The following is a 24,109-nucleotide window of genomic DNA, read 5'->3' on the forward strand; positions in this document are numbered from 1 at the left end:
TTCCGGAGAAGAACTTCCCCGGAACCGCGATGCTGTGTTCGTCTAGACGAATTTGGCCTGCGACAGCGGCCAGTTGACGTACCCGGATTCTACAGGGAACCCGAGATCAACCTTGTTGGAGCGCACCATCATGAAGCCGTTGTTTGAAACCGGCAGAATGACGGCATCGGCGAGTGCCTTGACCTCGATCTGCTGGACAATGGCGATGCGCTTGTCGAGGTCGGGCTCGGCGAGCGCCTGGCCCAGCAAATCATCGATGCCTGGGATGGTCACCCCGTAATGGCTCATATTGGAGCCACCATTGCCGTCGGCTCTGACTTCCGCTTCGGCGGGCAGATAAGTGAGAATAACCTGCGTCGGCACGGGCGGCATGGCCGACGACTGCTGGCTTAGCGTGTTGGTGCCGATGTTCTGGTCGGCATGGAAGGCCGTATGATCCTTGATGTTAAGTTCCATATTGACGTTGATCCGGCGCAGCTGGTCCTGGATCATCAGCATGATGGCCGAGAAGTCCTCACGCTGCGAGGTGTCGTTGGTGAAGCTCAGGCCATCAGGGAAACCAGCCTCGGCAAGCAGTGCCTTGGCCTTTTCGGGGTCGTAATTGTAAGCAACCTCGGGAGGTATGGTTTCCGCGGTGAACCCGCCTGGAAAGGACGGAGGATTGAGACCATAGGTGCGCTTGGAAATGGGCGCGATCGCCGTGGTAATCTCATCCCGATCGATGCCGTAGAACAAGGCCTGGCGCACCCGGATGTCGTCGAACGGGGGCTTGGTCAGGTTGAACTGGATCGTAAAGAAGCTGCCCGGGCTGACCACATCGAAGAGCAAGTTGGGATCCCGCTGCTTCATGGAATCGGCCCACCCCGGCGCCCGTACGCCTTCGATGATGTGAACATCGCCCGACAGGATAGCTAGGGTACGGGCCGTTGTGTCGGCAATGTACAGCAGCTGCAGCTTGGGAGTCGCGGCGGGAGTATCCCAGTAGTCGGGGTTGGCAGCGAGCGTTATACCTTGGGAAGGATCGGTAGCGGTGGTTTCCAGGAAATACACGCCGGTGCCGATCGGGTCGGTGCCAATGGCCTCCTCACCCTTTTCTTCAATGGCCTTCTTGCTCATGACCGCGCCGTCATAGTCGCTGAGCGCACCCAGCATGAACAGGGGGTCGGGCTGCTCGAGGTTGAAGATGACTGTATAGGGCCCGTCCGTCTCGACGCTGGCGATATTGGTGAACTTGGCGCGAACACCCCCTACTCGCGGTGCGTCCGTTGCCCGATCAAAGGTGAACTTGACGTCTTCCGACGTCATCTCGCCGTACCCTTTGTGGAACTGCACACCCTCCCGTAGCTGGATCGTCCAGGTCTTGGCATCTTCCGAGCCGGACCAACTGGTCGCCAGGCGCGGCACAAGTTCATCTTGAGTGGCCGGGAAGCTCCAGCGCGGCAAATCGACCAGTTTGTCGTAGATCGCGATAATGGCCCAGTTGTCGACGCCCTGGATTGACTTGTGCGGATCAATGGTGCGCAACCCGCGGGCGGCAAAGCCGACGCGCAATGTGTCTGTCCCTTGCGCGAATGCGTGGCCTGTCATGACTGATGCAAGGCTCAGTCCCGCCATGGTGGCCGCTGCGCCGCCAATGAAATGTCTTCTAGTGACCTGCATATTCAACCTCCCTTTGTGGGCCGTCGCTGCTGTCTCCCGCCCTTTTTGGCAGGTGCAGTGAGCGTGCAGACGTCCCTATCGGGTCACCGTAGCGCCGCCGGAAAAAACCGGTCAAGGGAAGTACTGCTGCATTTTCCGCATGGTGGAAGTCGGATCTCCAGCTGCCGAAATACCTTCCACATCGCGGAAAGACGTTACGCCGGGCCCTGCCCACCCGCAGAGTTTGCGCTAGGCCTTCGGCTCGATCGTAAGCGTTGAGCGGAGGACATCGATGAGCGCCGAACCATGGTATAAAACGACGTTGCGCTGGGGCCAGACCAATCTCGTCGAGTGTGACCCCGAGCGCTACGACGCCCAGTGGTGGCGCGAACACTGGGCGCGGACGCGGGTGCAGGGTATCATCGTCAATGCCGGCGGGATCGTCGCTTATTACCCATCCAAGTTTCCGCTCCACCATCGTGCCGAAAAGCTCGGTGGACGCGACCTTTACGGTGATATCGTCAAGCTTGCCCGCGAGGACGGCATCAAGGTCATCGCGCGCATGGACTCAAATCGGGTTGCGCAAGACTTCTACGAAGCCCATCCCGACTGGATCTGCCGCGACATAGACGGTGAACCCTATACCCAGGGCGACAAGTTCGTGACGTGCATCGGCTCGCCCTACTACACCGAGTATCTGCCTGGCGTCATGGAGGAGATCATCGAGCGCAGCCATCCAGATGGCTTTGCCGACAACAGCTGGGCCGGCCTGCCGCGCGACAAGATCTGCTACTGCGAGAACTGCCAGAGCCAGTTTTCCGAGTTAGCCGGAAAGCAGGTGCCGCGCAGCCATGACTGGTCCGACGACGGCTACCGGGACTGGATCCGCTGGAATTTCCAGCGCCGTACGGATCTGTGGGCCCTGAACAACCGCGTGACCACCGCCGCTGGCGGGCCCGATTGTGCCTGGATGGGCATGATCGGGGGTGAGGTGCTCTATAATTCGCAGCGCTTCATCGACCTGCAGCAAATCATGGCGCAGTGCGCCATTGTGATGCTGGACCATCAGCGCCGTAACCATTTCGATGGCTTCGAGCAGAACACCGAAGCGGGCAAGCGCCTGCACGAGATGGCGGGCTGGGACAAGCTGATCCCCGAATCGATGCCGCAATACCAGCTGGGGGAACCCGCGTTCCGCCTGTCCAGCATGCCTAAGCCGGAGGTACGCCTGTGGGCGACCTCGGGGTTTGCCGGAGGGATCCAGCCCTGGTGGCACCATATCGGCGCGCTGCACGAGGATCGCCGGCAATATACCACCGCCGAACCCATATTCATGTGGCATGAGGATAATCAGGATATCCTGGTCAACCGTGAAATCCGGCCCGACGTCGGTATCGTGTGGTCCCAGCAGAACCACGACTACTTCGGCCGCGACGATGCCAAGGAAAGGACCATGGCGCCCTACAAGGGGGTGGTCAAAGCCATGGACCGCGCGGGGATCCCCTATCTGCCCTTGCACGCCGACGACGTTGCCACCGCGATCGACCGTGTCGGGGTGATCGTGCTCCCCAATATGGGCGCCCTGAGCGACGCGCAATTAGCCCATGTCGAAGCCTATGTGGCCGCGGGCGGGTCGGTGATTGCCACCGGGGAAACCTCGGTTGTGTCTACCTATGGCGATGCACGCGATGATCTGGCGCTAGCCAAGCTGTTCGGCCTGCACCGGGGCGAAGGCAGCCGCGGCGACACGGGCAAGATCGATCCCAATATCGAGAAATGGTCGCGTCACAGCTACTTGCGGCTGGTGCCGGAAAATCGCGCGGACGTTTATGGGCCGAGAGACGTAACGGCGCCTGCCGCCAAGGGGGAGCGTCATCCCATCTTTGCTGGCCTTGAAGAAACCGACACCCTGCCCTTTGGTGGCTGGTTGCCGGTGATGAGCGTGGACGACGACGTCGAGGTATTAGCCACCTATATCCGGGACTTTCCGATCTTTCCGCCGGAAACCTCGTGGATGCGCGAACCCAAGACCGATCTGGCGGCCATAACGGTCAAGACCGCGCCCTCGGGCGGCAAGCTGGTCTGGTTTGTCGCCGACCTCGATCGCTGCTTTGCCCGAGACGAAGCGTTCGAGCATGGGCTGCTCTTGGCCAATGCCGTACGCTGGGCGCTGGGGAATATGTCCAAGGTCACGCTCTCGGGGGGCCACGGCGTTGTGACAGCAGAGCTCTATCGGCAGGGCCAGCGACACATCCTGCACCTGAACAACCGCCTCCTTCTGTCGCGGGTACCGGGACGCCAGTACGATCTGGTGCCGATCGGTCCGGTCACGGTGCGGGTGCGAACCGACGGGCCTGCACAGTCGGTGGACCTGCGCGTAAGCGGAAAAGCCGTCACCCCTACGCGCGAGGGGGATGAACTGGTCTTTACGGTCGAGCAAATTCTCGACCATGAAGTGGCGATCATCGGCTGACGCTACTTGAGTGGCGGTGCGCTGGTTGGCGCACCGCCCTTTCTCAGGTCGTCCGGCGGGCCTTGTTCAGCGGCCAGTAGGCATAGCCCCCCCTCGATCGGGAAACCCAGATCTACGCGCGGGTTGCGGGCGATTAAGTAGCTCAGCGTGATGATACCCAACACCGGCAAGTCGGTGAGGAGCTTTTTCTCGATCTCCTTGACGATCGCAGTGCGCTTGTCAAAATCCGGCTCGTCCTGAGCCTTGGCCACAGGTCGTCGATGCCGGGCATGGTCACGCCATAATGGTTGAAATTGCCCTGTCCTGTATCGTCCGCCTTGACTTCGGCGCCGGCCGAAACCTGCTGGAGGAACACGTTGAGCGGCACCGGTCCATAGCTGGACGAATTGAGCGGCATGGCGTTCTTGTCGAGACGGTTCTCGGCGTGAAAGGCGGTATGGTCGATGATGTCGAGTACCAGGTTGATGCCGACCGACCGCAGCTGCTCCTGGATCATCAACATGATGGCGGCATAATCTTCGCGCTGGCTGGTATAGCAGGAAATCTCCAGGCCATTCGGGAAGCCCGCCTCGGCAAGCAGAGCCTTGGCCTTCTCCGGATCGTAGTTGTACTGCAACTCGGGCGGCAGCTCCTCCTTGGTTACCGAGCCCTCGAATTCCGAGGCGATGATGCCCACCATCGGCTTGGCCAAGAGGCCGTAGGCGGAGGCCAGCGCTTCGTTGTCGATAGCATAGCGAATGGCCTGGCGGATGCGCAGATCCCGGAGGGGCTCGCGCGTCAGGTTCAGGTGCAGCATGTTGATGCTGCCCGGCACCGTGGCGTCGAAGATGGTGTCGGCCGAGCGCTGCTGCATGGACGGTATCCAGCCGGGCGAGCGGACGCCCTCGACCATGTTGACCTCGCCCGAGGCGAAGGCCAGCGTGCGGGCGGTTGTATCGGCGATGAACGAGACGATGAGTTTCGGCATGCCGGTTGCTCACCGAAATGCTCGGGGAATGCAGCCAGGGTGATACCGGTGGTCTCGTTGACGCTCTCGACCTGGTAGGAGCCGGCCCACAGGATCGAAGTTGAACTCCTCCCATTTCTCCTCAAACGCCTTCTTGCTCAGAATGGAGGCTGGCAGGGTCGAGATGGCAGCGCCGTTGAACAGAGGGTCGGCCGCTCGAGCGTGAATATGACCGTAGCCATCGGGGGTCTCGACGCTCGCGATGGTGGTAAAATCGACCTTGCCGCCCGGGCGATCTCGGGGTCAAAATGCCGCCCCGAAGGTAAAGCCACGTCTTCCAAAGTCATCTTGCCCTGCCCTTTGTGGAAATGGACGCCCTGACGCAGCGTGTAGATCCAGGTCTTGGCGTCTTTCGAGCTCTCCCAGCTTTCGGCCAGGCTGGGCTCGAAATCCTCTGGGCGGGTGGCGAACTTGCGGTCCGGATTGAGGGCTACATGCCCACCGCCTTCGCGCAGGCGACGTGGTGACCGTCGCGCTCGCCCCTCGCGCTCCAACCGGGGTCAATCCCCAGCAAACCGGGCTGCCCGTGGGGGATAACTGGGCGATCTATCAGATTTCAACACGCTATGCAGGCCGATGCCCGCCGCAGCGCTAGCGGCACCGGCATTGATCAGAAAACGTCTTCTTAGTGCCGCGCCTTTGACCCGGACTTGAATTCTACATCGTGAAAAAGCCAGCCGCCCTGCGTCGACCCGGCTGGCTTGCCTGCTCTAGCCTCACGGCAAAGCGGGAGTGGTAGACATGACAAGCTATGTCGCGCGCCCCAGCATGCGGGTTGCCCACGTAATGTATGACCTGATCGAAAATGAAATCGCAGCGGGCACTCCGGTGTCGCCAGAACAGTTCGGGCGCCATTATGCGACGATGCTGAGGGATCTCGCGCCGTGTAATCGCCAATTATTGTAGACGCGTTCCCGATGCAAGGGCAGCTCGACGACTGGCGCTGGCACTGGCGCGCAAGGGCAAGGACTGGAATGAGGATGCCTATCGTGCATTCCTGGCAGAGACTGGCCACGTAGACCCGACACCAACAGAGTTCGCCATCGAGACGGAAAATATTGACCCAGAAATTGCCAGCATGGCCGGGCCGCAACTGGTGGTGCCGGTTAGCAATGCACGGTTTGCAATCAACGCCGCAGATGGGCGCTGGGCAGCCTTCACGACGCGCTTTATGGCACCGTTTCCGTGCACCGTTCAGGAGCGCTGGCTTCCGGCAAAAATTATAACCTGTGCGTGGGATCGAAGTGGTGGCAAGGCCTGTCGCGTTTCTCGATCTCGCCATCTCGCTGAGTGCGGGACAGCACGCCGGCGCCAAAAGCTACACAGTGGCCGGGTCCGAAGTACAGGTGGTCTTGGCCGATGGCAGCGGCGCTTCCCTGGCCGACCCCTGCCAATTTTGGGGCCAGGCCGAGGGGGCCTGTTGTTTGCCCATAGTGGGCTGCATGTTGAAATTGTCTTTGATCCGAAGAGGCCCACCGGTCGCATCAGCCCAGCCGAAATCAGCGACATCATCCTCGAGGCGGTGGCACGACCATCAAAGATGCGGTGTAGCTGGCCGCGTATGAAAACAACAATGTCGACCAGGGGGCTAAAGGCGGGATCAGCGGCAAGGCGCAGATTGGCCATGGCATGTGGGCGCTGCCCGACAACTTGGCCGAGATGCTGGCCAGCAAGATCGGTCATCCTAAGTCGGGGGCCAGTACCGCATGGGCCCCCTCCCCGGCCGCCGCCGTGATGCATGCCACGCACTATCACCAAGTGGAGGTAACCGGAGTGCTGCACGACCTGCAAAGCCGGGCCGCTGCGGCGCTCGACGCGGTCCCGCCGCTGCCGCTGCAGGGGGCGCAACCTTTCGTCCCAGGATGTGGAGCGCGAACTCAACAACAATGGGCAGAGCATGCTGGGTTATGTGGTACGCTGGGTCGACCAGGGCATCGGCTGCTTCAAGGTGCCGACATCGACAATGTGGCGCTGATCGAGACCGGGTAACGCTGCGAATTTCGTCGCAGCACATTGCCAATTGGTTGCTGCACGGATTGCTTACGCCCGAGCAAGTGGAAGAACTTTCAGACGGATGGCACTAGTGGTGGACAAACAGACGGAGCAGGATCCATGATAACAAAACGTGATGCCAAATTTTGGCTGGAGCGTCGCTTTTCAAACGGCACTAGAGCTGGCTTTGCGAGGAACGGAGTCACCGAATGGTTACACCATAAGGTGGGTTGGTCACCATCAGATGAGGCTTGACGCCAACGACTAATCGGCGACTACATCAAGATTGGGCTGTCGCCGTAGATGATGTGATGATCACGCCGGATCCCTAGATCCTCCGGCGGGCCCACCGGCTGCTCAGGTACAGCCCGGATGTGGTCGGCGTCACCTTCCACCACATTGGGCAGCAGCTTGCCAAACTCCGCCTCTGATAACCCGGTCAGCAGCAGGTCAAAGCCGAACTCGCCAAGGTCGGTTAGCGCGCTCCTCAGCAGGTCCTCGTCCCAGCCCGCATCCAGGGCTAGCCGACTGTCAGAAGAACATAGGCGCGCCGCTGGGCTTTGGTCCTGCCCTAGGCAACCATTACGGGCACCTCCTCAAGGATCGGATTGGCCCAGCCCCACTCTCGGATGGCAGCGGCAATCTTGCTGATCTGGGCGGGGCTATGGATGCGGGCGTTCCTAACGTAGGGCACCAGTTCCGCCACGGGACTTCGCTCGATCTTGTCCGCGGCCGAGCGGCAGTCGTAGGGCTCTGATGTGTCATCTTCCGAGTCTAGCATTTGGGCTAACACTATGTAGCAACGACATATTGCTCAGAGGCACGAATGGCTGCGCGAAATGCCTGCCCGTCAAATTTGTTTTCGCGTGCGTTTAGAGCTCACATATAGGGCAACTACAGAAATGCCTTGTTTAGCGCGTCCTCAAGGGGCGGTAATTTTTTCAGCGACTTTTCGGACTGAAGCACTACCGACCTGTCATATTTTCAGCCAGTGGAAATTCCGATGAAGTGCGCGATGAACGCCGTCCCGGGCTTGGTCCAAGTGAACAGGGGACGGTTCTTAAGCAGGTGAGCATAGGGATGAATTTTGAGGTTTCGCAGCCATCGCCGTTTAGGCGTGAGCGCCCATTTGTGCGAGCTTCCCCGCGTGTAGTCACTGCCTGCGGCTACGCTTCGGAAATCGGCATGGCGGTAAGCCGAGGACCGGAACTGTTCAGGTACTGGCTCCTAGCCGCACCGCTACCCTAAGTACCTGATTTTGTTTGTGCGGCTAGCTGGCCATGGGCATCTTGCTTCCAACCGGAGGCACCAGATGAACCCGCTGCACCCCAACAGAATGACAGCCCAGGAGCGCATTGCCGAGGTGAGAGAGATCTTGTCGCTTGGCCTGGTTCGGCTGCGAGCGGCACAATCAACCAAACTCTCTCGGCAGTCGGCAGATCTTGGGCTGGATAGGTCCCGAACTCCACGCATGTGTGTGCCCCAGAACCAACCGGGAGTGCGTGCATGAGTGTTGCTGCAGCGAAGACTAGGAATGCGGATGACGGGCAGCGCGAGAGCGTTCTGGCGCAGATCGCAGAACTCAAGACCCTGTCTCTCATAGACCTCAAGACCAAGTGGCGGACCCTGTTCGGTACCGAACCACCACCTTACAACCGCAAGTTCCTCGAGAGCCGCCTCACCTACCGCATCCAGGAACTGGTGTATGGCGGGCTCAAGCCCGAGGCCATTCGGCGCCTGGAGCAACTCGGGGAGGAACTGGATGGTGGCCGGGCTGAGGTGCGGAAACGGTCAGCCAATTTGCTGCCGATTGCGGGTACCCAGTTGCTGCGCGAATGGCAGGGTGTCGAGCACACGGTCACTGTAACCGACAAGGGCTTCGACTATCTTGGTGTTCCCTATACCTCGCTCTCCGCCATCGCTCGCCGCATTACCGGCACCCGCTGGAACGGCTGGACCTTCTTTGGACTTTTAAGAACCAGAGGAGCAAGCCATGAGGGATGGTGTTGTCCGTCGGCTGCGCTGCGCGGTTTACACCCGCAAATCGACCGAAGAGGGGCTTAGAGATGGCCTTCAACTCGCTCGATGCCCGCGGGAAGCCTGCCACGCATACATCACCAGCCAGAAGCCAGAGGGTTGGATCCCGGTGCGGGACAACGCGAGGTCATTGGCGAGCGCGTCAGGGACAAGGTGGCGGCGTCCCGCAAGAAGGGCAGCGCGTCTGCATTGCGCGGGCGCTGGCCTGTCGGCCCGAACTGCTGGTATGCGACGAGGGGGTGTCGGCGCTCGACGTTTCGATCAAGGCGCAGATAGTCAACCTGCTGATGGACATTAACCGCGAACGGCAGATTTCCATCATCTTCATCAGCCACGACCTGGGCATTGTCGAATACATAGCCGACCGGGTGATCGTCATGTATATGGGCGCGATCGTCGAGACCGGCTCGGCGCAGGACATCTTCTACGCACCCCGGCACCCCTACACCAAGGCACTCCTGGACGCGGCGCTGGTCGTAAATGCCGGCCCCCGCCCGCCCAGAGTGCCGTTGAAGGGTGAGGTCCCCAGTAACAGCGAGGCCCTGTCCGGCTGCCGGTTCCACAGCCGCTGCCCGGTGCGCCAACCCATCTGCCAGAGGGTTGAACCGGCATACAATACCGATGCGGCACACGGCGTCGCCTGTCACTTGGCCAATGACCCCGAGCTGATAGCTCAGGTGGCTACCGAAGCCTCGTAGGAATCGGCTTCGCTGCGCAACCAGATGCTCCAGTCCTGGAACTGCTGGTCGAGGCGACGATGGGCAGGGTGGACGAAATACCAGCCTGTGCCGGGAGTCAGCGATGGGACATTGAGCGGCAGGACCAGCCGTCCTTGCGACAGGTCCTGAACAATTAGCGCCCGATCGGCCAGGGCGATGCCGATGCCGTTGATGGCCGCTTGCACCGGCAGGAAGGATGTTGGGAACACAACTTTGCGCCGGCTCTCGGCATACTTTATCGCATATTGGCCAAACCAGTCGCGCCACAGATTCTCGTTGGTCTCCGAGACGATAAGGGCTTCCGAAAGCAGATCGGACGGCCGCTCCAGATGCTGGGCCTGCGCCAGATATTGCGGGCTGCACACTGGCACGAAACGGTTGGTGATAAGCAGGTGTGCCTCGACATCCTGCCAGGTGCCGCGTCCACTCACGATTGTTGCGTCATAGCGCACAACCTCGAGATCCTGCGCAATCTCATTTCCGGTGAAAAGGCGCAGTTCGATATCGGGATGCTTGCGGTAGAAGGAGTTAAGTCGGGGCATCAACCACCCAGTAGCGAAGGCGTTTGACACTGGATGGTGATTGGCTCGTGATTGATGCTCTTTTTAACCCGGTCAACGCTGCTGTCGACAATGTTGAAGGCGTCGGCAAGAGACGGCAGCCAGAGCTTGCCGAATTCGGTAAGTTCGATCGCCTGAGGATGGCGGATAAACAGTTTTTCATTCAGCTATCCTCCAACACACGGACGTGTCTGCTGATGGCAGCGGGTGTGACAGCCAGTTCGTCGGCCGCTGCCGCAAAACTTTCATATCGCGCCGCGACCACGAATGCGCGGAGCGCATTCAAGGGCAATCTCGAACGTTTTCTTGCGTCGTCTTTCAAACGCACCAATGTTGCCTCTGTGATTTGAGGAAGCTGGCGAAGGTATTGGATGAAACCCAGACATTAAGACCCGCCAGACTCACGTCAGCCCATTTTTAGGTCATCGCAGCTTGGTTCACTAGCGCCACCGTGTAGTTAGATCACGGCAAATGGACTACATGTAATTCATCTGTCTCCGTAGCGGATTAACCCATGGGCCTTTTGGCACTTCCAGGGACCCTCTGCTCATTCGCTGGGCGGCACGACAATGTCCGCTTTCGGGACTCGTGAAGATCCATTGAACGGCCGGCATGGGGGCGCGAAGCCGACCTTTGTGCTCGATAGAACCTGTTAAATTCGACGCGGGTTCTCCCGCGAGGCCAAGTATGGTACGTCCAACTTAAATCCAGCCACCAAGCTAAACCACTGTTAATGCACAACAATAAAGCTGTGTACTAAAACGCCGAAGTCACCAGCTTTAGAGAACATCGGGCCTAGAGAGAGCATTCAAGGTGTTTTGCAGCTGGTGGCAGTCCACAGGTGCAGCCGCAAAGGCCCACAGAAGCAGGGCTTCTCGCCCCCGCCCTACGCGCCAGAGAATGTTTGCTGGTATGGCACTGGCGGAGGAAGAGGAACTGGCATCCAACATTCTCCACTTTAGGTCGGGTTAGCGACCCTATTTCAGCCGTTTGAGTCAGCTTTGACTTTTCTCGAAGGCTGCCATTCCGGTTGGCCCCGCCGACGTCCGATACGTGGTGGAATGCTGCCAGTCCGCTTTCAAGCAACTCTGGTCCAAAGCAGGCACCGATTGCTTCTCTAGCTAAAGACGTGTTGCCAACCTGCGTTGCTTGATTCGGTGTTCTTTTCACCTGCTCATGGTTAAACACCCTCAAATCCGACTGAAAGGCCCTGCCCTACCCCGATGCACATGGTGACGAGCGCGCGGCGCTTACCAGTAAGTGACAACTCCAGCGCTGCGGTGCCGGTGATGCGGGCCCGCTCATGCCTAGCGGGTGCCCCGAAGGCGATGGCACCGCCATTGGAGTTAACGCGCGGATCATCTTCTGCGAGGCCCATGATCTGCGGAGCAGCGCCGAGGATCTGACCAGGTATCTGCCCGCCATGCGGCGCGTCCACGCGAATTGCAATGTATGCTGCGCTAGCGCAGTTCCACCTGATCGAGCACCTCCAGACCCAGCCGCAGGCTGGCGCCGGTGTTGAGTAGCATGGGCGGCAAAGTCAGCCATTCGAGGGTCCAGGCTGCGCCCGAGCGCTCATATTCATGCACCATGGCCTGTTGCAACGTGCCGGCCAGGCCCGCATTGGCGCGGGCCAGCGCCACCAGCACCTCGGCATTGACCGGGTTGGACTTGTGCGCCATGGCCGACGAGCCGCCCCCGCCGTGCAGCTGCACAGCTGCCACCTCATTTTGCGCCAACAAGGCGATATCCGCGCCGATCTTGCCCAGACTGCCGCTGATCATCGCCAGGAGATTGCCAAGCGCCACGATGGGGTCGCGCGTGGCCTGCCAAGCGGCAGCGAGTCCCAGATCAAGCCGCCGCGCGAGGGCTGCAGCAATGGCGTCGCCTTGCCCGGCAAAACTGCCGCGATCCCCCACCGGCCCGCCCAGTTGCACCACGAGCAGGGTACGGCGCATGGACAGCAGCAGGCGCAAATAGCGCTGCAGGGGCTCGCGCCAACTCGCGAGCTTGGCGCCCCAACTGGTCGGCAGTGCCACCTGCATGCGGGTATGGGCCATCAGCTCCCGCCCGCCAGCCGTTTCCGCCAGCCGGTCGAGCTGCCCCAGCAGGGCGCTCAGCCGCTCCTCATAAAGATCAAACACCTCGGCGAGCTGCAGCATCAGGGCGGTATCGATGATGTCCTGGCTGGTCGCGCCCTTGTGCACGGCCGCGCGATGCGGCTCAGCAACCAGCCCCCGCAATTGCCGCACCAGCGCCGGCACCACAACGCCATCCTGCGCCATTCCGGCCGCCAGAGCTTGCCAATCGGGCACAAAGTCGTTGATGCCGGCACCTACTGCAGCCGCCGCATCTTCGCTGATCCAGCCGCACTCGGCGCTCGCCTCGGCCAGCGCCTTTTCCACCGCCAGCATGGCCGTGATCTGGGCGTCATCGGAGAGTAGGCTGGCGACTTCGGCGTCGCCGGCGAGGGCTGCGAGCAAGGTGTTCATAGCCGTCACTCCCCCGCTCAGATGTCAAAAAACACTGTTTCTTTGTCACCCTGCAGGTAAATGTCGAGCACATAGCGCGGCACCATGCCCTCCTCGCGCCGGGCAATCAGCGTCTGCCGGCGGCGCGGATCGGGAATCCTGTTGAGCACGAAATCGGCCGCATTGGCTTCCGCTTCATCGGCGAAATAAAGCCGTGTCTGCAGCCCGATATTGATGCCGCGCGCCACGATCCAAAGGCTTACATGCGGCGCCATCGGCTTGCCGTCCGGCCCTGCTACGGGACCAGGCTTGATCGTCTCGAAGGTAAAAACACCCTCGGCATTGACGGGCTGGCGGCCCCAGCCGGTAAAAGGGGGGGCCGAATTGCTGTTGGGCCCCATGGGCGCCGCGAAGGCGCCGCTCGCATCGGCCTGCCAGATTTCGACCACGGCATCGCCAACCGGTGAGCCCGCGCCATCGACGATGTGGCCAACGATCTCGATGCGCTCGCCCACCGTGTGGGGCGTCAGCATGGCCAGGCCCGGATCGGCGTCATAGATGCCGTGGATTTCGGCAAAGTTCGGCGTCATGCCGATATGCACATAAGGCCCGGCCGTTTGCGAGGGCGTTTCGCGCAGGGTTGGAACAGGGTGCAACATCAGTTCCCCTCCAGCTTGTTTTCGAACATGGTCGAGCGGCGTCCGCGCAGCACGATGTCAAAGCGATAGGCGAGCGCGTCCATGGGCGTGGTGTTGTGGCGATCCAGCCGGGCGATCAGTTGCTCAATGCCAGCCTTGTCGGGCACGGTGCCCACAATCGGGCATTGCCAGATCATTGGATCGCCTTCGAAATACATCTGGGTGATCAGCCGCTGAGCAAAGGCGTGCCCGAATACCGAAAAATGGATATGGGCGGGGCGCCAGTCATTGGCGCCGTTGGGCCAGGGATAAGCCCCGGGTTTGACCGTGCGGACGGAATAAAACCCGTTCTCATCGGTGATGGCCCGCCCACAGCCACCGAAATTGGGGTCGATCGCGGCCAGATAGCCTTCCTTTTTGTGGCGATAGCGCCCGCCGGCATTGGCCTGCCAAAATTCCACCAGCGTATTGGGCACGGGGCGGGCGTTTTCATCCAGCACCTGGCCATAAACGATCATGCGCTGGCCGATTGCCTCGGTGCCATCCTGGCTGTAGTTGCGGATCAGATCATTATCGAGCGGGCCCAGCATCGAATGACCAAAGGTGGGGCCGGTCAGCTCGCTCGCCGTCGCGCCCAGCGCCAACAGGGGCTGGCGCGGCGCGCGAAAGGTCGTGCTCTTGTAGCCGGGGGTGTTGGCCGGCGGGTGCCAGCTGTGGTCGCGCTGATAGAGGGCGCCGTCGGCGCCGGGCAGCATGATCGCACTCATTGGCTCACCTCATCGCGCTTGGCCAGCTCTTCCTTGGCAATCCGGAAGGCCCGGTTGGCGGCCGGAACGCCCGCATAAACGGCAACATGCAACAGGGCTTCCTTGATGTCGTCGGGTGAGGTGCCCGTGTTGACGCTGGCGCGCACATGCATCGCCACTTCCTCGTCGTGGCCCAGCGCCGCCAAGAGCGCGATGGTCAGCATGGAGCGCTCGCGCTTGCTCAATCCCGGCCGCGACCATACCGAGCCCCAAGCGCCTTCGGTGATAAAGGTCTGGAAATCGTCGTCGAACGCGGTCTTGCGCGCGTTCGCCTTGTCGACATGGTTGTCGCCGAGCACGGCGCGACGGGTCGCCATGCCGCGTTCAAAGCTTGGGCTTGTTGCCATAACCGGCCTCGCTGAGGAAAGTGGCGATCAACCCGGCCAAGAGTCCGGGCTGCTCGATGGATGGGATATGCCCGACCCCGGGCATGATCTTGAACTGCGTACCGGGGATGCGCTCCGCGGTCGCCTGCACCAGCTCGGGCGGCGTGGCGAGATCGGCATCGCCGGCCACTACCAGCGTGGGCAGCCCAATAGCGGCAATGGCTTCGGTCAGGTCGGTGTCGCGCAGCGTGGCGCAGGTGCCGGCATAACCAATGGCGGGGGTGCGCAGCAGCATGTTGCGCCAACCGGTGACGGCGTCCGCCTCAGCGGCCCGATAGCCCGGTGAAAACCAGCGCTCCACCAGCAGGTCTGCCAGCGCCGCCATGCCACCATTCTCGACGGCGGCGATGCGCTCGCTCCACAGCGCGTCATTGCCAATCCGCGCCGCGGTGTCGCACAGGATCAGGGCGCTGAGCCGCTGGGGTTGCGCAAGCGCAAAGCCCTGGGCGATCAAACCGCCCACCGAAACCCCTGCCAAGGCGAGCCGCTCCACCCCCAGATGATCGAGCACCGCCGCAAGGTCGGACAGGTGATCGGCAAGGGCGTAGGGACCCGGGGGCGCATCGCTGAGGCCATGGCCGCGCTTGTCATAGCTCAGGAGGCGATAGTGCGGCACGAGCCTCTCGATCACGCCGTCCCAGATGCGCGCATCGGTACCGAGCGAATTGACCAGGGCGAGGACTGGCGCATCGGCGCGCCCCTGCACCGAATACCGCAGCACCACCTCGCCGTTGCGCACAAATCCCATGCTTTCCCTCCCACCCGGCGCCAAGGCTGGCGCCGCTCGCCGCTAGCTCCGGCTTTCAATCATATTGAGCAGGGCCGCGACGCCCGTGGCGTAGCCGGAGGCCCCCAGGCCGGCCAGCACCGCGTCGGCCCGCATGGACACATAGGAGCGGTGATAGATCGGCTCGCGCCGGTGCACATTGGAGATGTGGAACTCGATCACCGGCCCCTCGAACATCTTGAGCGCATCGAGCAGGGCAATGGAGGTGAAAGTGAAGGCCGCAGGATTGATGAGGATCCCTGCCCCCTCGTCAATCGCCTCATGCACCCAGTCAATCAGCTGTTCTTCGCTGTTGGTTTGCCCAAAGACGACCGGACGCTCGCCCGCGGCGCTGCGGCAGATCTGCTCCACTTCCGCGAGGGTCGTCGTGCCATAGATCGCCGGTTCGCGCTTGCCCAGCCGGTTCAGATTGGGGCCGTTTAGAACATAGATGGGCTTCATTGCACGGCTCCATAGCCAAACATCCTGGGCAGCCAGAGCACGGTGTCGGGCACGAAGGTAAAGAGGATCAGCGCGCCGATCAGCGTCCACAAAAACGGCATGACATCGCCGATGATCGCCCGCATCGGTGAGCCCGAAATGCGCGTCATGATGAACAACAACATCCCGTAAGGCGGGGTGATGAGCCCGAGCATGATGTTGACCACGGCAACGACGCCGAAATGCACCATGTCGATGCCCAGCGCTTGCGCCGTCGGGATCAGCACCGGCACGATGACGAGGAGGATCGTCGTGCCTTCCAGCACGCAGCCCAGCACCAGCAGGATCAGGTTGACGATGATGAGGAAGGTCACCGCGTTCAGATCCCACGACAGCAGGATGGTGCTGATCGTGCGCGGGATGTTTTCGATGGTGACGACATAGTTGAACACCAGCGCCCCCGCGATCAGCATGCCGATCGAGGCCGTGGTCTTGGCGCTAACCAGCACCGATTGGTAAAGGTCCTTGGACTTCACCGCCCGGTAGATCAGCACCGACACCAGCAGCGCATAGGCTGCGGCAACAGCGGCCGCTTCGGTTGGCGTCGTGATGCCCCCATAGATGCCATACATCAGCACGACCGGCATGAAGAGGACGGGCAAAGCCTGCCAGGTCATGCGCGGCAGCTGGCGCACCGGCACCGGCGGCTCGATGGGGAAATTCTTGACCCGTGCCGTGACGGCAATCAGCACCATCATGAAACCGGCCATGAGAAGGCCAGGGACCACGCCGCCCAGAAACAGGTAGCCAATCGAGGTATCGGCCACCAGCGCGTACAGCACCATCGGAATGGAGGGCGGGATGATGGGGCCGATCACGGCAGTGACGGCGGTGAGCGCCGCGGCATAGGACGGGGTGTATTTGTTGTCCTTGGTCATCATGTACTGCATCATCTTGCCCGAGCCGGCAGCGTCCGCCACGGCCGAGCCGGACATGCCGGCAAACACGATGGATTGCAGCACATTGACCTGCGCCAGCCCGCCACGGAACCGGCCGACCAGCGCGTCGCACCATTTCAGCAGCCGCTCGGACAAGGTGCCTGAATTCATGATCTCGGCCGCCAGGATGAACAGCGGCACCGCAAGCATGATGTAGTTGGAGTACATGCCGTTGAGAAACTGCTCGGCGACGATGCCGGGGTCCTGCCCTTTCATCAGCAGATAAAGGATCGAGCCACAGATCATCGCCAGCCCCATGGGCAGGCCGAGAAAGGCCAGGACCGTCAACAGCCCCAGCGACAAGCCGAATGCCAGGGAAATGGTCATATGCCCGAACTCACCTTGGTGTAGTCGAAATCGTCCGCGCTCCGGCCCCAGGCCGCCTGCCAAGCGAGGTGGAGCTGGCGCACGATCATCGCCACGGCAAAAATGCCGTAGATGGAATAGAGATAATCGAATCGGATCTTGAGATAGGCCGTCTTCTCGACCTTCATGAAGGCGATGTAGTCGACCACCGCCGGCAGCGAGAGGGTGAACAGCACAACGAGGGTGAGCGAGGACACCAGCACCATCGCCCGCTTCACCTTGCCACGCGCCGCGCCGTAAAAGATGTCGAAGCGGATATCCTCGTCGTCGCGCACCACGAAGGCGGTGCCGAACAGCACCATCCACAGCCACATCACGACGCTGATTTCATGCGTCCAGCCGATGGGCAGGTTGAGCAGGTAACGAAAGACGATCTGGATGATGAAGACCACGAACATGGTGGCCAGCATGGCGGCCAGCAGGTTTTCGGCGCGCGCATGCAGCCACCGGCCGATGCTGGAGAAAGAAGAAGGCATGGCGCAACTCCCGGTGCGCAGCCGCAGCGGCTGGCCAGACATGGATGCTGGGGCGGCACCCCTTGGGAGTGCCGCCGTCGTGAAGTGTGCGGCTAGAGCGCGTTGATGCGGTCGACCACGCCTTCGGGCCAATCCCTGGCCAGATCCGATTCCAGGTATTTCTGCTGGGCAAAGGTGCGGAACGCCTCGAGGTCTGGCTCATAGACGTCAAGTCCGGCCGTCTTGAAGCGCTCGACGAGCTCGGCTTCGCGCGCCAGATGCTCCTTTTGGCTGAAGTCGATCGCGTCCTTGGCGGCGGCGTCAAAGGCAGCCTGCTGCTCGGGCGTCATCGCGTCCCAGCTCGCCTTGCTGATCACCAGCAGGTCAAAGCCCACCAGATGCGAGGTCAGCACGATCTGCTTCATGACTTCGTAGAACTTCATGTTCTCGACATTGGGCAGCGGATTGTCCTGGCCGTCGATGGCCCCGGTCTGCAGGCCGGTATAAACTTCGGCATAGGCCATCGGCGTTGGATTGGCGCCGATGGAGGTGCCGAGGAACTGCCAGGCATCGCCACCGGGCATACGCAGCTTCACGCCGGCCATGTCCTCTGGCGTATTGATCTTCTTGTCGGTGATCAAACCAACCTGGCGGGCGCCGAAATAGGTCGGCCCAAGGATGCGGATGCCAAGCTGGTCTTCCGCCATCTGCTTGAACTCGGCACCGACATCGCTGTCAAAGAAGGTGCGCAGGTGATCGGCGTCGCGGAACAGATAGGCCGAGGTCAGTACCGACCAGGCCGGAATCTGGTTGGAGATATCCTGGGGCGCGATATTGCCCATCTCGAGATTGCCACGCTGCAAGGCCACCAGTTCGGTGCCCTGCTTGAACAGATTGCCCCCGAAATAGGGCTCGATGGTCGCGATCTCGGCGATACCCTCGCTCAAGCGGCTCATCATTTCGGCTCGAATGTCCTGTTCGGTGAACACTGCCGAAAACCGGAGCACAGGCTTGCTCTCCTGGGCTGCCACCGGCATGGCCACTGCCAACAACAGGCCGCCGAGCACCACTGCGCGACGCGTAAATCCAAAACGCATAGTCATCCTCCCATGTGGTCGCCCGCTATCAGGCGTAAAGGACGCACGGTTTGCCACCGTCGTTTGTTCGTCCTCGCTGCACAATGTACGAAACAGTTCGTTCATGTCAATGCGGCTTCTGATGCATTCGAAGCTAACCGGTTAAATCGTCTTTGTCATTGATTTTTCTTTTCGTATGATGATCATGAGGTCAGAACAACGCGGGAGACGACGTGGCAGGCGAAGGGCAGCAATTGGATGAAGGCGTAGCGGACCTCACCTTCCGTCGAATTCGCGGCGACATCATCGCCGGCACGCTCCCCCCTGGCCGCAAGCTCAAGCTCGACACCCTCAAGGCACAATATGGGGCCAGCGTCAGCACGCTACGCGAAATCCTCAACCGGCTTGCGAGCGAAAGTCTCGTCGTCGCCGAGGGGCAGCGCGGCTTTGAGGTGGCGCCCGCTTCAGCCGAAAATTTGCTTGAGGTGGCCGACCTGCGCCTCCTGCTCGAGAGCCACGCCATCCGCCTGTCGCTGGCCAGCGGCGATCTCGATTGGGAGGGCCGCGTCGTCGCTGCTCATCACAAGCTTTCGGTGGTCGAGGCGCAGTTGCTGCGCGGGGAGATCGAGCGAACCGCCCAATGGGTGCGCTATGACTTCACCTTCCACAATGCGCTGATCTCGGCCTGCGGCTCCCAGACGCTGCTGGCGCTGCATGCCTCCGTGTTTGACCGCTTCATTCGCTATCATATGCTGGCGGCAAGCTTTCGCGGCGCTGATGTGATGAGCGACCACAAGGCGCTGTTCGAGCTGGCGATGGAGCGCAATGCCGACGCCATTGTCGCCAAGCTCGCGACCCATATCCGGAGCGGCGTCGATTATGTGCTCTCGACCGGCCGGATCTAGCCGGTAATGGCAGCGTTGAAGCTGTCCGCCATGGCCCGGGGGTCGGGCTGGCATCCGCTAAACAGCGCAAAAGCGCGCACCGCCTGGTAAACCGCCATGCCGCCGCCCGGCATCACCGCGCAACCCTGCGAATAGGCATGCCGGATCAACTCGGTTTGCAGCGGGAAATACACCACATCGGCAATCCAATGCCGCGACGAAATCAAGGCCGGATCGATCGGCATGCCTGGCAGCTTGGTCATGCCCACCGGGGTGGCGTTGACAATCCCATCCACCCGCCCCGCGACCTCTGCCACATCGCTGATGGCATGGACATCGGCATCGAGCCGCTCACGCAAGCGGCTCACCGTCGCCTGCGCCCGCGCGGCATCGGTGTCGTAGATATCGAGCCGCCCGACCCCGCATTGCAGCAGCGCCTGCGACACCGCGGCCCCCGCCCCGCCGGAGCCGAGCTGAAGCACCCGCTGGCGTGCGGCCGACGGCAGATTGCGCCGGAAGCTTTCGGCAAAACCCCAGCAATCGGTGTTGTGCCCGACCATACGATCACCCAGCACCACGGTGTTAACCGCGCCGATTGCGGCGGCATCGGGCGCCAGGTCATCAAGCAGCGGCAGCACGGCCTGCTTGAAGGGATAAGTGACGTTGAGGCCGGCAAAGCCCAACTCCCGCGCTTCGGCGAGGACTTCCGGCAATTGCGCGTCAGTCAGGCCAAGCTGGTCAAAATCGATCAGGTGGTAGCGGTAATTGAGCCCCAGCCTTTGCCCTTCACGCTCATGCATCAGCGGCGACAGGGACCCGCCAATGCCGCGACCCACCAGGCCGATGGTGATCCCGTCGCGCGCGGGGAGTTCCCCGTTCAGCACCAGGTGGGCCAACGGCTGTGCCGGACTAATGGCGATGTGCAAAACCCGTCTCCCCGCCCGCCACTTGCCGTTGCAACTGGGAGTGGCCTTGTGTTTCACGCCGGCCAGCCGATAAATGCTGTTGAGCGATTTGCGGCAGAATGTACGAACCGGTTAGTTTAGTCAATTGCCGCGCCGGAGGAAGGTGTTGCTGATATGAGTACCCGGCTCGAAACCACCAAGACCCGCGCCCGGGCCGCGCCAAGCCGCGCGCAGGATCCCGAGGGCACCCGGCAGAACATCATTGAAGTGGCGGCGCAGGAATTTGCCCTCAACGGACTTTCCGGCGCCCGCATCGACGAGATCGCCGCCAAGACGCGCTCCTCCAAGCGCATGATCTATTATTATTTCGGCAGCAAGGAAGGGCTCTATCTCAGCGCCCTTGAAAACGCCTATCGCCAGGTGCGCGAGGGCGAAGCCCAACTCGACGTGGCGGGCCTGCCCCCGCTCGATGCGCTCAAGCGCCTGGTGGAATTCACCTTTGACCATCACCATCAGCATGAGGAATTTATCCGCATGGTGATGATCGAGAACATTCATCATGGCGAGTTCCTCGAGCGCTCCGGCGTGATCCGCGAACTCAACGTCACCGCCATCGGCAATATCGAAGCCATCTATGCCAAGGGCCTGGCGGACGGCGTGTTCCGTCCCGGGCTCGACCCGCTCGAAGTCCACTGGCAGATCAGCGCCTTGTGCTTTTTCAACGTGTCCAACCGCGCCACCTTTTCCAAGATCTTCGGCAAGGATGTGGGCAGCCCCGCCGCCCAGGCCTCGCTGCGCCAGCAGGCCGTCGAGATGGTGCTGCGCTTCGTCACGAGGCCCGACAAGCTCCCCTGACCCCAGCATCGCCACCGCTTCGGCCACCATTCGAACCTGCATTGCAAATGTACTAACTAGTTCGTACTCTCCTCTCAGAATGGGGAGAACGGCCATGAAGACCTCGATTGCAACCGTGTCGATCAGCGGCGATCTGCGAGAAAAACTCGAGGCGATTGCCGCCGCCGGCTTTGCCGGGGTCGAGATTTTCGAGAACGATTTCCTCGCCTATGACCATTCCCCGCGCGATGTGGCGGCGATGGTGGCCGATCTTGGCCTCAGCATCACCCTCTTCCAGCCGTTCCGAGACTTTGAAGGCTTGCCCGAGCCGCAGCGCAGCCAGGCGTTCGACCGGGCCGAGCGCAAGTTCGACCTCATGGAGCAGCTGGGAACCGACCTGATCCTCGTCTGTTCCAGCGTTTCCCCCCTTTCGCTCGGCGGCATCGACCGCGCTGCCGCCGATCTGCGGGAACTGGGTGAGCGAGCCGGGCGCCGGGGCCTGCGCATCGGCTACGAGGCACTAGCCTGGGGCCGCCATGTCAACGATCATCGCGATGCCTGGGAAATCGTGCGCCGCGCCGATCACCCCAATCTGGGCATCATCCTCGATAGCTTCCACACGCTGTCGCGCAAGCTCGACCCCAATTTCATCCGCTCCATTCCCGGCGACAAAATCTTCATCGTGCAACTGGCCGATGCCCCTCTGATCGACATGGACCTGCTGTATTGGAGCCGCCACTTCCGCAACATGCCCGGCGAAGGCGATCTGCCGGTCACCGAGTTCATGCGCGCCGTCGCCGCCACGGGCTATGACGGCCCCATTTCCCTCGAGATCTTCAACGACCAGTTCCGCTCCGGCTCGCCGCGCACCATCGCGCTCGATGGCCATCGCTCGCTGGTTTACCTGATGGATCAGGTCCGCCAGGCCGAGCCCGATATCGCCATCGCCGTGCCCACACTGCCGCCGCGCGTCCACGTCAAGGGCGTCGCTTTCGTGGAGTTTGCCGCCGACGAAACCGAAGCGGGCGTGCTGGCCGGTTATCTGCGCCAACTTGGCTTCCGCCTCACTGGCCGGCACCGGGCCAAGGCCGTCGAGCGCTTCACCCAGGGCGAGATCAACATCATCATCAACACCGAACGCGAGGGCCTTGCCCACTCCGCCTACCAGACCCACGGCACCTCGGCCTATGCCATTGGCCTCCTCGTCGATGACGCTGCCGCGACGGTCGAACGGGCCCGGGCTCTGGACGCCCAATTGTTCAACCAGCGAGCGGGACCCGACCAGCTCAGCATTCCCGCCATTCGCGGCGTTGGGGGTGGGGTGATCTATTTTCTCGACACGAGGAGCCGGCTTGGTCAGGTCTGGGACATCGAATTTGAGACCGTGAGCGATCCCGACCCGCTGGAGGGCGCCGGCCTCGTGCGCATCGACCACCTGGCGCAAACCATGAACTACGAGGAGATGCTGACCTGGATCCTGTTTTATCGGTCCATCTTCGTGACCGACAAGAGCCCGATGGTGGATGTGGTGGATCCCTCGGGCCTGGTGCGAAGCCAGGTCATCGAAAATGACAGCGGCTCGTTGCGGCTGACGCTGAACGGGGCAGAAAGCCACCGCACTCTCGCTGGCCGCTTCATCGCCGAAACCTTCGGCTCGAGCATCCAGCACCTGGCTTTCGCCACGCACGACATCTTCGCCGCCGCCGATGCGCTGCGGGCCAACGGCATGGCGACGCTGGAAATTTCGCCCAATTACTATGAGGATCTGCGGGCGAGACTGGGGATCGAGCAGGCCATGCTTGATCGCTTGCGCGCCAGCAACATTCTTTACGACCGCGACGCAGACGGGGAGTTCTTCCAGCTTTATTCCCGCAATATCGGTGAAGGCTTCTTTTTCGAGATCGTGCAACGCCGGGGCAGCTATCGCGGCTATGGCGCCGTCAACGCCCCATTCCGCATTGCGGCGCAGAAACGGGCGATGGCAACGCTCGGTGGCACTTGAAGGCGGGCGATCTGCATTGCCGGCGCGTGTGCCGAGTGCGCTCGCTTGTAGTTGTGAACTTCGCCCCGCGCCGACAATCTACTGTTCCGTTGATTCACTCGACCGTATCAAAGGCGTTAGCTCAATATGTCGACGCCAGAAACAGCACGGAGATCATCGGCAGGGTGATACAGCTGCTGCGAGGTGAAGAGGTCATCTGCTGGGAACGCGACCTAATCACCATTACGGACTGGGACCGACTGGTTGAGATCGGCGAGCTCGAACCAACCTATCTTCGGATACCGCAAGGAGATGTCGTCAAGCCCACGGTGATTTCTTCGGCAGCGAATTGACGTTCTTAACCTTTGCAAATGCGCAAGGTCACGACTGCCGTCAAAGAGGTTCCCAGATGTGGAGGCTACCATGATTGAGGTCACACCAAGGCTTGCTCAGGCCATCGATGCCGCTATTGCTGACAATCTGCAGTCCACAAACAGTCCTCATGCCGTCGTTTCCGTCCACGGCGTCGCACAGGCGGTCATGAATGCATCAGGTGCTTCGGAGGACGATCTGCCGGCGATCCTGCACTTGATCTGCGAGGGCAGCATCTATCGTGGACATGTGCTTGCTTTTGCAAACACGCAAAGCGGGGCCCTGGACCTGCGTTCCTGAAGCCG

General features: G+C 61.4%; 28 protein-coding genes and 1 pseudogene. 10 read left to right on the plus strand and 19 right to left on the minus strand.

Annotated features, from left to right (window positions below):
* Positions 1-42: 42 nt before the first annotated feature.
* A complete protein-coding gene (locus AC3YOG_RS09305) occupies positions 43-1,659 on the minus strand; it encodes an ABC transporter substrate-binding protein (RefSeq protein WP_489934849.1) in 1,617 nt (538 codons plus the stop codon).
* A 271-nt stretch (positions 1,660-1,930) separates the two neighbouring features.
* On the opposite strand from AC3YOG_RS09305, the gene AC3YOG_RS09310 reads away from it, so the two are divergent.
* On the plus strand, positions 1,931-4,111 hold the full coding sequence (locus AC3YOG_RS09310; RefSeq protein ID WP_489934850.1) for an alpha-amylase family protein: 2,181 nt from the start codon (positions 1,931-1,933) through the stop codon (positions 4,109-4,111).
* A gap of 142 nt (positions 4,112-4,253) precedes the next feature.
* On the opposite strand, the gene AC3YOG_RS09315 is transcribed toward AC3YOG_RS09310, so the two are convergent.
* The 3 genes from AC3YOG_RS09315 to AC3YOG_RS09325 form a co-directional block, all read right to left on the minus strand.
* A complete protein-coding gene (locus AC3YOG_RS09315) occupies positions 4,254-5,078 on the minus strand; it encodes an ABC transporter substrate-binding protein (protein ID WP_489934851.1) in 825 nt (274 codons plus the stop codon).
* Between the two features lie 137 nt (positions 5,079-5,215).
* On the minus strand, positions 5,216-5,611 hold the full coding sequence (locus tag AC3YOG_RS09320; RefSeq protein ID WP_489934852.1) for an ABC transporter substrate-binding protein: 396 nt from the start codon (positions 5,609-5,611) through the stop codon (positions 5,216-5,218).
* 6 nt (positions 5,612-5,617) lie between these two features.
* On the minus strand, positions 5,618-5,794 hold the full coding sequence (locus AC3YOG_RS09325) for a twin-arginine translocation signal domain-containing protein (protein ID WP_489935265.1): 177 nt from the start codon (positions 5,792-5,794) through the stop codon (positions 5,618-5,620).
* A 64-nt stretch (positions 5,795-5,858) separates the two neighbouring features.
* Between AC3YOG_RS09325 and AC3YOG_RS09330 the strand changes: the two genes are divergently transcribed.
* The 3 genes from AC3YOG_RS09330 (at position 5,859) to AC3YOG_RS09340 (ending at position 7,106) form a co-directional block, all read left to right on the plus strand.
* A complete protein-coding gene (locus AC3YOG_RS09330; protein ID WP_489934853.1) occupies positions 5,859-6,023 on the plus strand; it encodes a hypothetical protein in 165 nt (54 codons plus the stop codon).
* Positions 6,024-6,346: 323 nt separating this feature from the next.
* On the plus strand, positions 6,347-6,682 hold the full coding sequence (locus AC3YOG_RS09335) for a hypothetical protein (protein WP_489934854.1): 336 nt from the start codon (positions 6,347-6,349) through the stop codon (positions 6,680-6,682).
* 52 nt (positions 6,683-6,734) lie between these two features.
* Complete coding sequence (locus AC3YOG_RS09340) at positions 6,735-7,106, plus strand: hypothetical protein (protein ID WP_489935266.1); 372 nt, start codon at positions 6,735-6,737, stop codon at positions 7,104-7,106.
* A 278-nt stretch (positions 7,107-7,384) separates the two neighbouring features.
* Here the strand turns inward: AC3YOG_RS09340 and AC3YOG_RS09345 are convergent, their stop codons facing one another.
* The gene (locus tag AC3YOG_RS09345) at positions 7,385-7,627 is read right to left on the minus strand and encodes a hypothetical protein (RefSeq protein ID WP_489935267.1); all 243 of its coding nucleotides are present in this window, start codon (positions 7,625-7,627) and stop codon (positions 7,385-7,387) included.
* A gap of 53 nt (positions 7,628-7,680) precedes the next feature.
* Entirely contained in the window at positions 7,681-7,890 is a 210-nt protein-coding gene (locus tag AC3YOG_RS09350) for a ParB N-terminal domain-containing protein (RefSeq protein ID WP_489934855.1), read from the minus strand.
* A 725-nt stretch (positions 7,891-8,615) separates the two neighbouring features.
* On the opposite strand from AC3YOG_RS09350, the gene AC3YOG_RS09355 reads away from it, so the two are divergent.
* Entirely contained in the window at positions 8,616-9,173 is a 558-nt protein-coding gene (locus AC3YOG_RS09355; protein ID WP_489934856.1) for a DUF2924 domain-containing protein, read from the plus strand.
* A 212-nt stretch (positions 9,174-9,385) separates the two neighbouring features.
* Positions 9,386-9,844 (plus strand): oligopeptide/dipeptide ABC transporter ATP-binding protein, encoded by a 459-nt coding sequence (locus AC3YOG_RS09360; protein WP_489934857.1) that lies wholly within the window; start codon positions 9,386-9,388, stop codon positions 9,842-9,844.
* On the opposite strand, the gene AC3YOG_RS09365 is transcribed toward AC3YOG_RS09360, so the two are convergent.
* The 12 genes and pseudogenes from AC3YOG_RS09365 to dctP all read right to left on the minus strand — a co-directional run bounded on the left by AC3YOG_RS09365 (position 9,820) and on the right by dctP (position 18,849).
* On the minus strand, positions 9,820-10,437 hold the full coding sequence (locus AC3YOG_RS09365; RefSeq protein ID WP_489934858.1) for a LysR substrate-binding domain-containing protein: 618 nt from the start codon (positions 10,435-10,437) through the stop codon (positions 9,820-9,822). The two genes, AC3YOG_RS09360 and AC3YOG_RS09365, sit on opposite strands and share 25 nt — an antisense overlap.
* A gap of 151 nt (positions 10,438-10,588) precedes the next feature.
* Positions 10,589-10,753 carry a LysR family transcriptional regulator gene (locus AC3YOG_RS09370; protein ID WP_489935268.1) on the minus strand — a complete coding sequence of 55 codons (165 nt, stop codon included), beginning with the start codon at positions 10,751-10,753 and terminating at the stop codon, positions 10,589-10,591.
* Between the two features lie 852 nt (positions 10,754-11,605).
* A pseudogene (locus AC3YOG_RS09375) lies at positions 11,606-11,803 on the minus strand (3-oxoadipyl-CoA thiolase); the annotation flags it as partial.
* 82 nt (positions 11,804-11,885) lie between these two features.
* Positions 11,886-12,917, minus strand: coding sequence for a 3-carboxy-cis,cis-muconate cycloisomerase (locus tag AC3YOG_RS09380; protein WP_489934859.1), 1,032 nt, complete (start codon positions 12,915-12,917; stop codon positions 11,886-11,888).
* Positions 12,918-12,934: 17 nt separating this feature from the next.
* Positions 12,935-13,555, minus strand: a complete 621-nt coding sequence (gene pcaG / locus AC3YOG_RS09385) for a protocatechuate 3,4-dioxygenase subunit alpha (protein WP_127751919.1) — start codon at positions 13,553-13,555, stop codon at positions 12,935-12,937.
* Complete coding sequence (gene pcaH, locus AC3YOG_RS09390; RefSeq protein WP_127751918.1) at positions 13,555-14,301, minus strand: protocatechuate 3,4-dioxygenase subunit beta; 747 nt, start codon at positions 14,299-14,301, stop codon at positions 13,555-13,557. The genes pcaG and pcaH overlap by 1 nt, the downstream gene beginning before the upstream one ends.
* Positions 14,298-14,687 carry a 4-carboxymuconolactone decarboxylase gene (gene pcaC, locus AC3YOG_RS09395; RefSeq protein ID WP_127751917.1) on the minus strand — a complete coding sequence of 130 codons (390 nt, stop codon included), beginning with the start codon at positions 14,685-14,687 and terminating at the stop codon, positions 14,298-14,300. Before pcaC ends, pcaH begins: the two co-directional genes overlap by 4 nt.
* Positions 14,665-15,474: a 3-oxoadipate enol-lactonase gene (gene pcaD, locus AC3YOG_RS09400; protein ID WP_127751916.1), complete on the minus strand. Its 810-nt coding sequence runs from the start codon at positions 15,472-15,474 to the stop codon at positions 14,665-14,667. The genes pcaC and pcaD overlap by 23 nt, the downstream gene beginning before the upstream one ends.
* A gap of 42 nt (positions 15,475-15,516) precedes the next feature.
* A complete protein-coding gene (locus AC3YOG_RS09405; protein ID WP_127751915.1) occupies positions 15,517-15,954 on the minus strand; it encodes a type II 3-dehydroquinate dehydratase in 438 nt (145 codons plus the stop codon).
* The gene (locus tag AC3YOG_RS09410; protein WP_127751914.1) at positions 15,951-17,258 is read right to left on the minus strand and encodes a TRAP transporter large permease; all 1,308 of its coding nucleotides are present in this window, start codon (positions 17,256-17,258) and stop codon (positions 15,951-15,953) included. The genes AC3YOG_RS09405 and AC3YOG_RS09410 overlap by 4 nt, the downstream gene beginning before the upstream one ends.
* Positions 17,255-17,773 (minus strand): TRAP transporter small permease, encoded by a 519-nt coding sequence (locus AC3YOG_RS09415; protein WP_127751913.1) that lies wholly within the window; start codon positions 17,771-17,773, stop codon positions 17,255-17,257. Before AC3YOG_RS09415 ends, AC3YOG_RS09410 begins: the two co-directional genes overlap by 4 nt.
* A gap of 92 nt (positions 17,774-17,865) precedes the next feature.
* The gene (dctP, locus tag AC3YOG_RS09420) at positions 17,866-18,849 is read right to left on the minus strand and encodes a TRAP transporter substrate-binding protein DctP (RefSeq protein WP_489934860.1); all 984 of its coding nucleotides are present in this window, start codon (positions 18,847-18,849) and stop codon (positions 17,866-17,868) included.
* A gap of 212 nt (positions 18,850-19,061) precedes the next feature.
* On the opposite strand from dctP, the gene AC3YOG_RS09425 reads away from it, so the two are divergent.
* The gene (locus tag AC3YOG_RS09425) at positions 19,062-19,733 is read left to right on the plus strand and encodes a GntR family transcriptional regulator (RefSeq protein WP_489888464.1); all 672 of its coding nucleotides are present in this window, start codon (positions 19,062-19,064) and stop codon (positions 19,731-19,733) included.
* Here the strand turns inward: AC3YOG_RS09425 and AC3YOG_RS09430 are convergent.
* The gene (locus AC3YOG_RS09430) at positions 19,730-20,638 is read right to left on the minus strand and encodes a shikimate dehydrogenase (protein WP_489934861.1); all 909 of its coding nucleotides are present in this window, start codon (positions 20,636-20,638) and stop codon (positions 19,730-19,732) included. The genes AC3YOG_RS09425 and AC3YOG_RS09430 overlap by 4 nt on opposite strands.
* A gap of 153 nt (positions 20,639-20,791) precedes the next feature.
* On the opposite strand from AC3YOG_RS09430, the gene AC3YOG_RS09435 reads away from it, so the two are divergent.
* From AC3YOG_RS09435 to AC3YOG_RS09445, 3 genes are all read left to right on the plus strand, one after another.
* Positions 20,792-21,472: a TetR/AcrR family transcriptional regulator gene (locus AC3YOG_RS09435; protein WP_489934862.1), complete on the plus strand. Its 681-nt coding sequence runs from the start codon at positions 20,792-20,794 to the stop codon at positions 21,470-21,472.
* Between the two features lie 94 nt (positions 21,473-21,566).
* Positions 21,567-23,453: a bifunctional sugar phosphate isomerase/epimerase/4-hydroxyphenylpyruvate dioxygenase family protein gene (locus tag AC3YOG_RS09440; protein WP_489934863.1), complete on the plus strand. Its 1,887-nt coding sequence runs from the start codon at positions 21,567-21,569 to the stop codon at positions 23,451-23,453.
* Between the two features lie 402 nt (positions 23,454-23,855).
* Entirely contained in the window at positions 23,856-24,104 is a 249-nt protein-coding gene (locus AC3YOG_RS09445; RefSeq protein WP_489934864.1) for a hypothetical protein, read from the plus strand.
* The last annotated feature ends 5 nt before the right edge of the window (positions 24,105-24,109 follow it).

Source organism: Devosia sp. Z6_126, from assembly GCF_058133495.1.